This is a genomic window from Archangium primigenium (assembly GCF_016904885.1).
GTDB classification, from domain to species: Bacteria; Myxococcota; Myxococcia; order Myxococcales; family Myxococcaceae; genus Cystobacter; species Cystobacter primigenius.
Window position 1 is genome coordinate 4,316,577 of sequence record NZ_JADWYI010000001.1, and the last position, 14,539, is coordinate 4,331,115.

Annotated in this window: 12 protein-coding genes; all 12 read left to right on the forward strand. The window is 69.9% G+C overall.

What is annotated here, in order from left to right; all coding sequences use genetic code 11:
• Positions 1-21 precede the first annotated feature (21 nt).
• The 12 genes from tgl (at position 22) to I3V78_RS18015 (ending at position 14,535) form a co-directional block, all read left to right on the forward strand.
• Positions 22-771, forward strand: coding sequence for a social motility TPR repeat lipoprotein Tgl (gene tgl / locus I3V78_RS17960; protein WP_204489697.1), 750 nt, complete (start codon positions 22-24; stop codon positions 769-771).
• 20 nt (positions 772-791) lie between these two features.
• Positions 792-1,181, forward strand: a complete 390-nt coding sequence (locus I3V78_RS17965; protein WP_204489698.1) for a helix-turn-helix domain-containing protein — start codon at positions 792-794, stop codon at positions 1,179-1,181.
• A 10-nt stretch (positions 1,182-1,191) separates the two neighbouring features.
• Positions 1,192-1,926 (forward strand): DNA repair protein RecO, encoded by a 735-nt coding sequence (recO, locus tag I3V78_RS17970; protein ID WP_204489699.1) that lies wholly within the window; start codon positions 1,192-1,194, stop codon positions 1,924-1,926.
• Positions 1,927-1,930: 4 nt separating this feature from the next.
• Positions 1,931-2,905, forward strand: a complete 975-nt coding sequence (locus tag I3V78_RS17975) for a carbohydrate kinase family protein (protein WP_204489700.1) — start codon at positions 1,931-1,933, stop codon at positions 2,903-2,905.
• Between the two features lie 78 nt (positions 2,906-2,983).
• Positions 2,984-3,970: a glycine--tRNA ligase subunit alpha gene (gene glyQ / locus I3V78_RS17980; protein ID WP_204489701.1), complete on the forward strand. Its 987-nt coding sequence runs from the start codon at positions 2,984-2,986 to the stop codon at positions 3,968-3,970.
• The gene (gene glyS, locus I3V78_RS17985) at positions 3,960-6,059 is read left to right on the forward strand and encodes a glycine--tRNA ligase subunit beta (RefSeq protein ID WP_204489702.1); all 2,100 of its coding nucleotides are present in this window, start codon (positions 3,960-3,962) and stop codon (positions 6,057-6,059) included. The genes glyQ and glyS overlap by 11 nt, the downstream gene beginning before the upstream one ends.
• A gap of 237 nt (positions 6,060-6,296) precedes the next feature.
• Positions 6,297-7,559, forward strand: a complete 1,263-nt coding sequence (locus I3V78_RS17990) for a YncE family protein (protein ID WP_204489703.1) — start codon at positions 6,297-6,299, stop codon at positions 7,557-7,559.
• A complete protein-coding gene (locus I3V78_RS17995) occupies positions 7,556-9,556 on the forward strand; it encodes a hypothetical protein (protein ID WP_204489704.1) in 2,001 nt (666 codons plus the stop codon). Before I3V78_RS17990 ends, I3V78_RS17995 begins: the two co-directional genes overlap by 4 nt.
• Positions 9,557-9,619: 63 nt before the next feature.
• Entirely contained in the window at positions 9,620-10,504 is an 885-nt protein-coding gene (locus I3V78_RS18000; protein ID WP_204489705.1) for an FHA domain-containing protein, read from the forward strand.
• Between the two features lie 115 nt (positions 10,505-10,619).
• Entirely contained in the window at positions 10,620-11,156 is a 537-nt protein-coding gene (locus tag I3V78_RS18005; RefSeq protein ID WP_204489706.1) for an A24 family peptidase, read from the forward strand.
• Between the two features lie 29 nt (positions 11,157-11,185).
• Positions 11,186-12,634: a type II and III secretion system protein family protein gene (locus I3V78_RS18010; protein ID WP_204489707.1), complete on the forward strand. Its 1,449-nt coding sequence runs from the start codon at positions 11,186-11,188 to the stop codon at positions 12,632-12,634.
• Positions 12,635-12,789: 155 nt separating this feature from the next.
• A complete protein-coding gene (locus I3V78_RS18015; protein ID WP_204489708.1) occupies positions 12,790-14,535 on the forward strand; it encodes a TadA family conjugal transfer-associated ATPase in 1,746 nt (581 codons plus the stop codon).
• The last annotated feature ends 4 nt before the right edge of the window (positions 14,536-14,539 follow it).

The following is a 14,539-nucleotide window of genomic DNA, read 5'->3' on the forward strand; positions in this document are numbered from 1 at the left end:
CCCGTGATGAGATCTCCCTTCATGTCGCGTTGTTCATCCATCGTCTGGCTCGTGGTGCTCCTGGGCCTGGGCTGCAAGCACGTCCCCACCGAGAAGGAGCGGGAGAGCGCGGAGATCCACTACGAGCTGGCCCTGCAGGCCCAGAAGATGGGCCACGTGCAGGAGGCCTACAAGGAACTGCAGAAGGCGCTGGAGCTCAACCCGGACTACCCGGAGGCGCACAACGTCGTCGCCATCCTCCTGCACCTGGCCTTCAACCGGCCGGAGGAGGCCATTCCGCACTACCAGAAGGCGCTGGAGCTGCGGCCGAGCTTCTCCGAGGCCAAGACGAACCTGGGCAACGTGTACCTGTCCCAGTCGCGCTACGACGAGGCCATCAAGCTGTACGAGGAGGCCCTCAACGACATGCTCTACGTCACGCCCTACATCGCCCAGGGCAACCTGGGGTGGGCGCAGTACAAGAAGGGCGAGACGACGCTGGGGGTGCAGAACATCAAGGCGGCGGTGACGACCAACCCGCAGTTCTGCCTCGGCTACCGCAACCTGGGCTCCATCTACGAGGAGACGGGTGAGGTTTCCGAGGCGTGCCGCTACCTGGCCCGCTATCGTGAGGCCTGCCCGGACGTGGCGGATGCCCACCTGCGCGAGGGCGCCTGCCTGGCCAGGCAGGGCAAGGTGGAGGAGGCGCGCAAGAGCTTCACCACCTGCGAAGAGAAGGCCACGACCGGCCCCATGAAGGAAGATTGCCACCGGCTGCTCGAGGCCTTGTAACCCAGAAGGGTTTGCTCCCCGTGGACCACGTCGAATTCGGCAAATACCTGTCCCAGCAACGCGAGCTGCGCGGCATGTCACGCGACGAGGTGTCGCGCGTGACGAAGATCTCCCCGAGCCTGCTCGCCGCCCTCGAGGAAGGGCAGGTGGAGCGGCTGCCCGAGCGCGTCTTCGTCATCAACTACATCCGCTCCTACGCGACGGTCATCGGCCTGGCGCCCGAGGAAGCCGTGCTGCGCTACGACGAGGTCAGCAAGGCCACCCCCGAGCTGAGCCCCGTGGCCCTGGAGCGCGAGCGGCGGCGGCGCGCCTGGCTGGTGCTCGTCGTGCTGCTGGTGCTGCTGGCGGGCGTGGGAGCGTACGTGGCGCTCGTGCTCAGCGGGAAGTTGCCCCGGCCCCTCCCGGGTTGAACCCACTCCCATGGAGCGCTTCACTGACGAGGCCCTGGTCCTCTCCACTGTCGACTACGGGGAAGCCGATCGGCTGGTGACGCTCCTCACGCGCGAGCACGGCAAGCTGACGGCCTTCGCCGCGGGGGCGCGCAAGAGCAAGCGGCGCTTCGCCGGCGCGCTGGAGCCCTACATGCGGCTGCGCGTGCACCTGGTGGAGACGCGCGGGGCCACGGTGCGGCTGGACTCGGTCGATATCGTCGCGGGCTACTACGGCGCGCGCGAGGACCTGGCCCTCATCGCCCGGGCGCTCTACGCGGTGGAGCTGTGCCGCGAGCTGACGCGCGACCACGAGCCCCATCCGGAGTTGTTCGAGCTGCTCGAGGTCTACCTCCAGAAGCTCGACGCACGAGAGGCGGGCCCCACGTCGCTGCTGGCCTTCGAGCTGTCGGCGCTGGCGCACGCGGGCCTCATGCCCCGCTTCGACTCGTGCGCGCTGTGCGGCGGCATGCTCGGCCCCCAGCCCCGGTTCGATCAGGCCCATGGCGGCGCGGTGTGCGAGCTGTGCGCCGTCCGGGCCCGGGACGCGGTGGCGGTGCCGCCCGAGCTGTTGTCCGGACTCAGGGCTCTCCAGGAAGGCGAGCGCACGCCGCTGCCCGCGGAGCTCCGGGCCCGGGCCCGCGGCCTGCTCAACGTCTTCATCGCCCACCACATCGGCCGCCGGCTCAAGAGCGTGGACTTCATGGCCCAGGTGGGATTGGACTGACCCCATGGACGTGGTGTGCGTGGGCGAGTGTCTGGTGGATTTCCTGCCGCAGCGGGCCGGCCAGCGCGTCCGGGACGTGACGGCCTGGGTGCCGGGCATCGGCGGTTCGCTGGCCAACATCGCCGTGGGCGTGGCCCGTTTGGGCGGCCGCTCGGCCTGTGTGGGCGTGGTGGGCGCGGACGAGTTCGGCCACTTGCTGCGCGAGCGGCTCGCCGCCGAGGGCGTGGACGTGGGCCACCTGCGCCAGACGGAGGAGGGCCGCACGGGCCTCGTGTTCATCTCGCTGGATGACCGGGGCGAGCGCAGCTTCTGCTACTTCCGCACCCAGGCGGCCGAGTTCCTCCTGGACGCACGGGACGTGGACCTCGACTTCCTCGCGCGCGCGGGCATCGTGCACCTGGGCACCAACTCGCTGCACCTGGCCCCGGCCCGCGCGGCGGCGCTGCGCATCGTGGAGGCCACGCGGGCGGCGGGGCGCATCGTGAGTTGCGATCCCAACCTCCGGCTCCATGCCTGGAAGGATCCCGAGGTCCTCCGCGAGCTGCTCGGGCGGCTGTTGCCCCTGTGCACCGTGGTGAAGCTCTCCGAGGAGGAGCTGGCCTTCGCCACGGGCGAGACCCGGCCGGAGGCGGCCCTGCGGGCGCTCCGGGCGCGGGGGGTGCTGCTGCCGGTGGTGACCCTGGGCGAGGCGGGCGCCGTCCTGCTCTGGCGGGACGAATTCCTCCGGGTGGAGGCCCCCCGGGTTCGGGTGGTGGACACCACCGGGGCGGGGGATGGCTTCACCTCGGCGCTGCTGCGGGGGCTGTCGCGGCGCTACCCCGACGTGGCGGCGCTGGCGGCGGCCTCCGGGGAGGACCTGCGCGAGCTGGCCCGGTTCGCGTGCGCGGTGGGCTCCCGGGTGGTGGAGCACCTGGGGGCGGTGGCGGGGCTGCCCTCGGCGGAGGACATGCGCCCCGTGCTGCCCGGGTGGCTGCGCTGAGCGGGGAGGGTGGCTATCGCACGGAGCGCGCGGGCCGTCCTTGACGCTCCGGGACCCCCTCACTAGGGTCCGCGCGCCATGTACTTCCAGGATCTGATTCTCACGCTCCAGAACCATTGGGCCAAGCAAGGGTGCATCATCACCCAGCCCTATGATCTCGAGGTGGGCGCGGGCACCATGCACCCGTCCACCTTCCTCCGCGCCCTGGGTCCCGAGCCCTGGAACGTGGCGTACGTGCAGCCCTCGCGGCGTCCCGCCGACGGCCGCTTCGGCGAGAACCCCAACCGCCTGTTCCAGCACCACCAGTTCCAGGTCATCCTCAAGCCGGCGCCCAAGAACGTCCAGCAGCTCTACCTGGACTCGCTGCGCGCCATCGGCATGGATCCGCTCGACCACGACATCCGCTTCGTGGAGGACGACTGGGAGTCGCCCACGCTGGGCGCCTGGGGTCTGGGCTGGGAGGTGTGGTGTGACGGCATGGAGGTCACCCAGTTCACCTACTTCCAGCAGTGCGGCGGCTTCGAGTGTCGGCCCGTGGCGGCGGAGCTGACGTACGGCCTCGAGCGCATGACCATGTACCTGCAGAATGTCGAGAACGTCTACGACATCGAGTGGGTCAAGGGCGTGAAGTACCGCGAGGTGTTCCACGCGAACGAGGTGGAGATGAGCCGCTACGCGCTCCAGGAGTCGGACGCGCAGATGCTCTTCGCCCTGTTCGACTCCTACGAGAAGGAGTGCAAGCGCCTCATCGAGCGTGAGCTGCCGCTGCCCGCCTACGACTACGCGCTCAAGTGCTCGCACGCGTTCAACCTGCTGGATGCGCGCGGCGCCATCTCGGTGACCGAGCGCGCCAACTTCATCAAGCGCGTGCGCGACAACGCGCGCCTGTGCGCCGAGGGCTACCTCAAGATGCGCGAGAAGCTGGGCTACCCGCTGCTCAAGACGCCCTGGACGGTGGGCGAGCAGCCCCCGGTGCTCGAGGGCAAGCCGGCCAGCGACTACTGGAAGACGGTGACGTTCAACAAGCCCGAGCAGGCCGAGCAGGAGGTGTCCCGTGGCAAGTGATCTGCTGCTGGAGATCGGCGCCGAGGAGATTCCCGCCTCGTTCGTGCTCCCCGCGCTCGAGGACTTGAAGCGCGTCATCACCGAGCGCGCCGCCGAGGCGCGGCTCAAGCACGGCGAGGTGCGCGTGTACGGCACGCCGCGCCGGCTCGCGGTGTGGGTGAAGGACGTCGCGCCCCGGGGCGAGGACATCACCCGCGAGGTGCAGGGCCCGAGCGCCAAGGCGGGCTTCGACAAGGACGGCAAGCCCACCAAGGCGGCCGAGAAGTTCGCCGAGAGCCAGAAGGTGCCGGTGGAGGCGCTCTTGCGCCTGCAGACGGCCAAGGGCGAGTACCTGGGCGCCCGGGTGGAGGAGAAGGGCCGCGCGGCGGCGGAGCTCCTGCCGGACATCCTCCACGCGGCGGTGCACGGCATCAACTTCCGCAAGACCATGCGCTGGGGTGACGTGGATCAGGCCTTCGCGCGGCCCGTGCAGTGGGTGGTGGCGCTGCTCGGCGGCGAGGTGCTGCCCGTGGTGCTCGGCGACGTGAAGAGCGGCCGGACCACCCACGGTCACCGCTTCCTGGCCCCCGAGGCCATCACGCTCGCCCAGCCGGCGGACTACGAGCAGGCGCTGGAGAAGGCCCACGTGGTGGCGGATTTCGCCAAGCGCCGCGCCGCGGTGCTCGAGCGGGTGCGCGCGGCGGCCCAGCAGGCCGGCGGCCAGCTCATGGAGGACGACTCCCTGGTGGATCAGGTGACCAACCTCGTGGAGCAGCCCAACCCCGTGGTGGGCAGCTTCGACGAGCGCCACCTGGACCTGCCCGCGGAGGTGCTGGTGCAGGAGATGAAGAGCCACCAGCGCTACTTCTCCATCCTGGATGGCCAGGGCAAGCTGATGCCGCGCTTCATCGCCGTGTCCAACACGCCGGTGCGCGACGTGAAGCTGTCCCTGCGCGGCTACGAGCGCGTGCTGCGCGCGCGTCTGGCCGACGGCCGCTTCTTCTTCGACGAGGATCGCAAGACGCCGCTCGAGTCGCGCACGGGCAAACTCGCGCGCGTGGTGTGGCAGGGGCAGCTGGGCAGCTACGCGGAGAAGGTGGAGCGCTTCCGCGCGCTGGCGGTGAAGCTGGCGGGGTGGACCGGTCATGGCGCCCTCTCGGGCACCATCGAGCGGGCGGCCACGCTGGCCAAGGCGGACCTCGTCACCGGCATGGTGGGCGAGTTCCCCGAGCTGCAGGGCGTCATGGGCCGGGAGTACGCGCGCGCGGGCGGCGAGCCCGAGGCCGTGGCCCTGGCCATCTTCGAGCACTACCTGCCGCGCTCGGCCGAGGACTCGTTGCCCACCCAGGACGCGGGCGCGCTCATCGGCCTGGCCGACCGGTTGGACACCCTCAGCGGCATCTTCGCCATCGGCAAGGGCCCCAGCGGCGCGGCGGACCCGTTCGCCCTGCGGCGCGCGTGTCTGACCACCATCCGCATCGTGCTGGATCGGGGCTACCGCTTCTCGTTGTCCCAGGCGGTGGACGCGGCGCTCGAGCAGCTCGCGCCCAAGCTCGCCAACGTCAAGCGCAAGGCGGGGGAGCCCGCCGCGCGCGAGCAGGTGCTCGACTTCTTCCGCGGCCGCCTCAAGGCGCTGTGGACGGAGCAGTACCGCACGGACGTGGTGGAGGCGGTGCTCGCGGCCGGCTTCGATGACCTGGTGGCCGCGCACAAGCGCCTCACGGCGCTCGCGGGCATCGTGGGCCAGGCGGACTTCGTGCCCCTGGCGGCGGCCTTCAAGCGCGTGGTGAACATCGTGGAGAAGCAGGGCAAGGACGTCAGCCAGGGCGACGTCTCGGCCGAGCGGCTCACCGACGACGCCGAGCGCCAGCTGCACACGGCCTTCCTCCAGGCGCGCACGCGTGTGGGCGAGCGGGTCCGGGCGGACGACTTCTCCGGCGCGCTCAAGGAGATCACCGGCCTCAAGCCCACCGTGGACACCTTCTTCGACAAGGTGATGGTGATGGCCGAGGACAAGGACCTGCGCGAGAACCGCATCCGGCTGCTGACCGGCATCGGCACGCTGTTCAACCAGGTGGCGGACTTCTCGAAGCTCCAGTCCGAGGCCTGAGCCCGTACGGCGGGTAGGGGGGCCGAGGGGGCCGGGAATTCTCCGGCCCCTTTGTAGTTGCCCACCGGGAGGGGGGTTTCTAGACTCCGCCCCCCTTCCGACATGCGCCCCCTTCTCCTCAGTCTCGCGCTGCTTCCCGTCGCGTGCTCCGAAGCCGAGCCGCGTCCTCCGCCTCTCGACCGCTTCATCTTCCCGAGTGGCATCCACCACCGTTCCGTGGAGGGATCGGCGAACGGCGTGCTCTATGTGTCGAGCGCCAACTTCGACCGGTGCTTCGACCAGGGCACGGTGATGGCGGTCAATCTGGACCGCGTGGGCACGGAGGGCAATCGCCTGCCGCCCATCGCCTCCGCCTCGCTGCCCGCGGCCGACGTGGTCTCCATCTCCCAGCTCAACGTGGCGCCCGAATCGCGCGTCTTCATCCAGAGCTACGCGGGCGAGCTGGGCTTCTGGCCTCGCCCGGACGCGAGCCCCCGGATCTTCGTGACCGCGCGCGCGGATGGCGACTTCCTGCACGCCATCGACGTGCCGGAGCCGACGCGGCTGGCGTGCGTGGGCAGCTCGGGCTCCAACTGCATCGAGGGCGCCCTGTCGCTCACCCAGGTGCCCGGTCAGGTGAAGGATCTGCCCCGCGCCCCCGCGCCCTTCGGCGTGTCCGTGGGCACCGACGGCGATGTCTGGGTGACCCACCTGAGCCCCGCGGACGCGCCCGCCCGCTCGCGCACCGGCTTCACGTCCTACGTGGTGCGCGTGCCGGGGGCGGAGCCCGCCGTGTCCATCCCGGACTTCATCGCGCTGAACCTGCCGGACCTGCCGCAGGACGGCAGCAACTCGGTCATCAGCGACTCGCGCTACGTGTTCGTCTCGGGCCGGTACGACGAATTGTTGCCGAGCCCCGCGCCGGCGCGGCGCTTCCTCTTGCGCGTGGTGGACAAGGCCAACCCCGCCCGGGTCATCGATCCGGGGCTGGACCTGAGCTTCGCCGCGAGCGAGGCGCGGGGCCTCGCGCTCACGGAGGGCACCACGCCGGACGCGCCCCGGCGGCTCTACATGGCCGTGCGCGCCCCGGACTCGCTGCTGATCCTGAACGGAGAGGGGCTGGACTCGGATTCGCCCCGGCTGTCGGTGGTGGGCTCGGCGCCCCTGCCCAACGGGCCCACCGCGGTGCAGCTCATCCGGCGCGACACCGGAAGCGAGCTCGTCCTGGTGTCGTGCAGTGATGCGGGTGTGGTGGCCATCTACGATCCCGACGTGGGCCAGGTCGTGGCCCAGGTGGCGGTGGGCCAGGTGCGGGGCACCGAGTCGCCCCGGCCTTTCGGCCTGTCGGTGCTCAAGCAGGGCAACGCGGCGCGCGTATTCGTGAGCAACTTCGGAGATGGGCGCATCTCGGTGATCGACATTCCGGACCTCGCCAGTCCCCAACAGGCCCGGCTGGTGGCCTATCTCGGCGCCCGTCAGGATCAGGGTCAGGCCGCGACGTGCACGGAGGTGCAGCAGTGAAGCGACTCATGCTGCCGATGATGGTGGGGCTGGGGCTCGTGTGGGGCGCCTGTACGCAGAGCGCCCAGTCCCAGCTGGTCGCCGGCCTGCAGGGCACATACGACCTGTCCCGGGTGAACGATCGGCTCTTCGTCACGTCGACGGACCGCAACGAGCTGCGCGTGCTCGAGCTCAACCCGGACGCCCAGTTGCGCCGCTTCGCGCGCGCGCCCAATCCCCTCGAGCCGCTGGCCATTCCCGTGCTGCCCCGGCCGCAGGCGCTCACCCATGACGTGCGCTACGACGAGAACGGCTCCGAGCAGCCCGGTCCCTACGTGTACGCGCGCAGCAACGGCTCGACGCTCATCTCCGTGGTCTCGGCGGAGTCGCTGCGCGAGGTGGTCCGGCTGGACACGGTGGCGCTCACCGCGGCCCTGCCGGAGCGCTCCGTGGGTCCGGTGACGGCCATCGCCGCCCGGGCCCCCGCGGCGGAGGGCGAGCCGAGCATCCTCTACTTCGCCACCCGGGAGACCACCGGCGCGCGCCTGTGGCGTGTCCGCCTGCCCGCGTCGCCGGAGGCGCTGGAGGCCCTCGACGGCGCGTACGACGTGAAGGGCTTCGGTCCGAGCACCGCGGCGCTGACGGCCAGCGAGGCCGTGAGCTCGCTGCTGGTGCTGCCCGCGGGGCGGCTCGCGGTCTCCACCCTGCGGGGCGAGACGCGCAACCCCGGGCGCAGCTTCTGGCTGGATCCGGAGGCGGGGGGGGCGGAGCAGGTCCTGGACTTCGCCGGCGGCCAGGTGCTCAAGCTCTTCACCCACGAGCGCGTCGCCGAGGCCGAGGGCCGGGCGGCCGTGGCCGAGGGGACCCGCGTCTTCGGCCTGCTGGACCCCTCCAACTGCGCCGCGGCGCCGTGCGCGTCGGGCGTGCTGGCGGTGGAGTCCGCCACGGGCGTCGTGTCCAATGACGCCACGGGCTACCGCATGCTGCCGCTCAACTCGGGCGCGGGTCTGCCCACGGGCCTGTCGCTCTCCCGGGACACGCGGCTGAGCGTGCAGCCGGGCGAGTCGCGCACCACCGTGGTGCCCTTGCTGGGCATCGTGCCGCTGTCCACCGGCGGCATCCTGTTCTTCGACGCCCTGACCCTGCAGCAGCTCAACACCGGCGCCACCTGGGCGAGCCCCGAGCAGGCCAACACGGTGTCCGCGACGCTGTCGTTCGTGGACGTGGTGGGCAACGCCACGGACGCCTCGGCGGACCTGACCTTCTCGGGCACGTTCGGCACCACCCGGGACGAGACGTACGTGCTGGCCTACCAGGGCGTGTTCGCGGGCATGGGGGTGCTGGAGCGAGACCCCGCCAGCGCGACCTTCCGGGTGCCCGCGCTGCTGGACGAGGAGCGGCTGCCGGCCGTGCGCCCCGGGGATCGGATCGTCCTGCTGGCGGACGCCGCGGCCCAGCAGCCCTGTGGCACGGACGTGACGGTGGGGGAGATCCAGCGCGACAGCCCGGCGGTGGGCTCGGACACGCTGGTGCCCACGGGCGCGCTGCCCGAGGAGTGCGCGGGCTACCCCTTCTTCCAGGTGCGGGCCGCGGGCACGCAGCCCCTGGTGCTCGGTGGGGCGGGGGAGGCCTTCATCCGGCGCCTGGGCACGGGCGACCTGTTCACGCGCTCCAAGTCCTACTTCTTCCACCCGCCGAACTACTCGGGGCGCGCCGAGGACACGGCGGTGTCCCTCCGCGTGCTGCGCAACCTCGAGGACACCAACCGGCCGCTGGCCCGGGGAGACCGGTACGTGGTGGGCACCCGGTCCTACTTCGCCCCGTACCTCATCTCCGTGGACCTCTCGTACTCGGACCTGCGCCGGTTCCGGCTGCCCGGACCGGTGGTGCAGGCGCGGGTGGGGGACACGGACTTCGCCTATATCGCCTATCCCTCGGCCAATGGCCTGCTGCAGGTGACCCTGACGAGCCTCGTGGCGGGGGCGGCCAATGCGCAGGGGCTGTTGCCGTATCAGTGATTTCGCGTCCCTGGATGGCCTCTGCTATCGTTCAGGCCTCCTGGCTTTAGAGAGTCAAGACTGATGATCGACCAGAATTCCCGCCCCGCTCGCAAGGTCGGCATCGCCGACCACCTGTGGGACACGTACGAAGAGATGGCCCAGCAGATGGGCTCGGATCGTGACGCGCTCATCAATCAGGCGCTGTTCATGTTCGCGCGGCTCAACGGCTTCATCGAGGTCCGCTCGTCGCGGTCCGAGGAGCCGGTGGCCTCCGCGCGTCCGGCCCCGGCCCCCGTCGCCAAGTCCTCGGCCCCCGTGCTGCAGCCGGTGAGCGGCGGGGCGTCCGCCAAGTCCGCGCCGCCGCCCCGGGATGACACCCCGGTGCCCGCGCCGCCTCCGCCCCGGCCCTCGGCGCGCGCCGAGGAGCGGCCCGGCTCGAGCAACCTGGACAACGACCCGGCCCGCCGGGAAGTGGCCGAGCGCGTGCTGGAGACGGCCGCCGAGCTCGAGCGCCTCATCAAGGGCAAGAGCAACGAGCCGCGCGAGGAGATCGACGAGGAGCCCCTGCCGGATGACGGGGACGACTCCGGCCTGGGCCTGGCGCCCGAGGACGAGCCGCTGCCGGACGAGGACGAGCCGCTGCCGGACGAGGACGAGCCGCCGCCCGACGACGAGGAGCCCGCGGTGGGGGGCCTCCTGCTGTCCATGGACAGCGCGGACCCGCAGACCATCACCAAGGAGCGCTTCGTCATCGGGCGCGGCAAGCACTGCGACCTGGTCATCAACTCGGGCAAGGTGTCGCGCGAGCACGCCGTCATCGTCCGCGAGGGCGACGACTTCTTCATCGAGGACCTGGGCTCCTCCAACGGCACCTGGTTCAACAAGCAGCGCATCAAGCGCCGCAAGGTCGAGGACGGCGACGAGTATTTCGTCTGCAGCGAGCGCGTCCGCCTGACCTACGTCTGAGGCGGAACCGCCTCTTCAGGGAGCGAGGCTGTTGTCTAATTGACGGACGACGGCCCTCCCTGGTTTAGTTCCCGGGCTCCGCTCCGCTCCTGGAGCGGCGAGCGGCCCTGGCTTGATGACTTCCTCTCACATCGCGCTCTGGTGCGTCCTGGGCGTGGCGCTGGTGATCTCGGTGGCCACGGACGTGGTGCGCCGGCAGATCCTGGACATCGTCACCTATCCCTTGATGGGGGTGGCGCTGGGCGTGCGCTGGTGGAACGAGGGCGTGGGCGACCTGGAGACGGGGCTGGTGAGCGGGGGGGTGTCGGGGCTCGGGCTGGCGCTGCTGCTGCTGCCCGGGGCCCTGCGGGGTCGGATGGGGTGGGGTGACGTGAAGTTGATGGGCGGCGTGGGCGCGGTGCTGGGCTTTCCGGCGGTGATGGCGGCCGCGGCGTTCATCTCGCTGGTGGGCGCGCTGCAGGCGGTGGTGACGCTGCTGTGGCATGGCGCCGTCTGGGAGACCCTGGGCGCCACCTTGCGGCGTTGGGCCGTGCGGGTGCGGCTGATGCACGAGGACGCGGCGGGTGCGCCGCGCCGGCACATCCCCTATGGCGTGGCGATCGCGCTGGGAACTTTCTGGGCCATGTGGTGGCAGCACGACAGATTGGGGTAGTTCGGATGCAACGCGAAGGGATTCTCACGATGCTTGGACGCTTCACCCAGGCCGCCGCGCTTGGCGCCCTGCTGACGGTGGTGGCCGCGAGTAGCGCTCAGGCCCAGGACAGCACCTCCATCAACCTGGGCGTGGGCACGCAGAAGGTGCTCACCGTTCCCGGCCTCACGCGCATGTCGCTGGGCGATCAGTCCGTCGCCGAGGTGCGCTCGCTGGGCGGCAGTCAAATCCTCGTGATGGGCAACGCCGAGGGCAAGACGTCGCTGCTCGTCTGGAAGAGCTCCGGCCAGCGCGTCACCTACCTCATCACCGTGCGCAAGCAGGACCCCAACGAGGTCATCTCCGAGATCAAGCGCCTGCTCGGCGAGATCGAGGGCGTCACCGTGCGCCAGGTGGGTGACCGCATCTACCTGGACGGTCAGGCCTATACCTCCGCGGACGCCGAGCGCATCGATCAGGTGGTGTCGCTCTACCCGAACGTGAAGAGCTTCGTGAAGGTGGCGCCCAACGCCAAGAAGCTCGTGGCGCAGAACCTCACGGCGGCCTACCAGAAGGCGGGCCTGCGCAACGTGCAGGTCAACGTGGTGGGCTCCACCATCTTCCTGGAGGGCTCGGTGGAGAGCCAGCAGGACCTGCAGAAGGCCGAGCTCATCACCAAGGCGGTGGGCGAGAAGGTGGAGAGCCTGCTCGTGGTCGGCATCAAGCGGATGATCCTCTCCGAGGTGCAGTTCGTGGAGATCCGCCGCAATGGCCGCGACCGCTACGGCATCAAGTACCCCACGGACATCAGCGGCAACGTGGCGGCCACCACCACCATCAACCAGAGCCTGTTCCCCAGCCCCTTCGGCACGGGCACCGGCGCCCTGTCCATCACCGGCGGCGCCGAGTACGCCATCGGCTTCCAGGCCAATGACGGCTACGGCCGCCTGTTGGCCCAGCCCAAGCTCGTGTGCGCGAGCGGCGAGAAGGCCGAGTTCCTCGCGGGCGGTGAGGTGCCCATCCCCCTCATCACCCAGAGCCAGTTCACCGTGGAGTACAAGCCCTACGGCGTCATCCTCAACCTGCGCCCCACCGCGGACCGCAACGGCAACATCCAGACGGAGATCGAGGCCGAGGCGAGCGAGATCGACACCTCGGTGGCCGTGTCCATCGGTGGCTCGGCGGCCATCCCCGGCTTCCGCACCCGCAAGGTGAAGACGAACGTCACCGTGCGCCACGGCGAGACCATCGTCCTGTCCGGCGTGTTCAGCCACGACGAGCAGAAGGCCGTGTCCAAGATTCCCGGCCTGGGTCACATCCCCGTCATCGGCGAGCTGTTCAAGAACCGCGCGTTCGACTCCACCAAGCGCGAGCTGGTCATCTTCGTCACGCCCCGCATCGTGAACCCGGACTCGGACAAGATCCGCACCATCATCGAGGACGTGAAGAGCCGCTACAAGCAGGCGCGCTCCGAGGTCAATTTCAACATCTTCGACTGAGCCAGGCCGCCCGCCCACCCGGCGACCCCGAGGCCGGCCCCGACTCCCCCCCAGGGAGGTGGGCGCCGGCCTCGTCGCGTCCGGGGGGCCGGTTTCTCGGGCCCCGGCCCGGGTCCCTCTTTGAGCCCGTGGTGGCGCTTGGTAGCATCCGCGCCATGTTTCTGGTCACGCTTGAGGAGAAGGGTGGCGGCACCGAGCAGATCGAGTTCGAGAAGAACGAGATCACCATCGGACGCTTGGACGGCAACGACATTCGCCTGGCCAAGGGGAATGTCTCCAAGTTCCACTCGAAGATCGTCTCCAAGGACGGAAAGGTGATCGTGGTGGACATGAAGTCCACCAACGGCACCTTCGTCAACGGCAAGAAGATCGCCGGGCCGCAGGTCATCAAGCCGACCGATCAGATCTTCATCGGCGACTACATCATCAACGTGGAGCCCCTGGAGGAGTCCGCGCCGCAGCACACGCGCACGGCCGCCCCCGAGGAGGAGTTCTACGACGAGGAGCCCTACGAGGAGGAGGAGCCCTACGAGGAGGAGCCTCCGCCCCCGGCGGCCAACGCGCGCATGCCGGCCTCGCTCGCCTCGGCGCTCGCCAAGAACAAGAAGCGCCAGGATCCGCGCCAGGAGGCGTACACCCGGCTGCAGAAGGAAATCCACGACCGGCTCATCGAGTACCTCGACCTGCGCCGCATGGACATGGACCGGCTGGGCGACGAGGAGCTGTGGCGCCGCACCGAGAAGGCCATCCGCGACATCATCGATCAGATGGAGGCCGACGGCGAGCTGCCGCCCGAGGTGGATCGCGAGGAGCTGCTCACCGACGTCATCAACGAGGCGCTGGGCCTGGGGCCCCTGGAGGCGTTCCTCGCGTCGGATGAGATCAGCGAGATCATGGTGAACAACGCCAACCAGATCTACATCGAGCGCAAGGGCAAGCTCATCCTGAGCGAGAAGACCTTCAGCTCGAACCAGGCGGTGCTCGGCGTCATCGAGCGCATCGTGGCGCCCATCGGCCGGCGCATCGACGAGTCCAGCCCGCTCGTGGACGCGCGCCTCAAGGACGGCAGCCGCGTCAACGCCATCATCCCGCCGCTCGCGCTCAAGGGCCCCTGCATCACCATCCGCAAGTTCAAGAAGGACTCGCTGAAGATCCAGGATCTCATCAAGTACAAGACCGTCACGGCGCAGATGGCCGAGTTCCTGGAGATGTGCGTCAAGGCGCGCAAGAACATCGTCATCTCCGGCGGCACGGGCTCGGGCAAGACGACCACGCTCAACATCATCAGCTCCTTCATCCCCGAGGACGAGCGCATCGTCACGGTGGAGGACGCCGCCGAGCTGCAACTGCCCCAGGATCACTGGGTGCAGCTGGAGAGCCGTCCGCCCAACCTGGAAGGCAAGGGCGCCATCACCATCCGCGACTTGGTGAAGAACTGCCTGCGCATGCGGCCCGACCGCATCGTGGTGGGCGAGTGCCGCGCGGGCGAGACGCTGGACATGCTCCAGGCCATGAACACCGGCCACGACGGCTCGCTCACCACGCTGCACGCCAACACGCCGCGTGACGCCATCGCCCGGCTGGAGACCATGGTGCTCATGAGCGGCATGGAGCTGCCGGTGAAGGCCATCCGCGAGCAGATCGCCAGCGCGGTGCACATCATCGTGCAGCAGACGCGCTTCTCCGACGGCACGCGCAAGATCTGCTTCATCACCGAGGTGGCCGGCATGGAGGTGGACATCGTCACCCTCCAGGACATCTTCTACTTCAAGCAGGAAGGCTTCACGGACGACGGCAAGGTGCGCGGCCGCTACGTGGCCAGCGGCTTCGTGCCAAAGTTCTACGATGACCTGCAGCGCAAGGGCATCCCCGTCAACATGAGCATCTTCCGCGAGGACTGAGCCC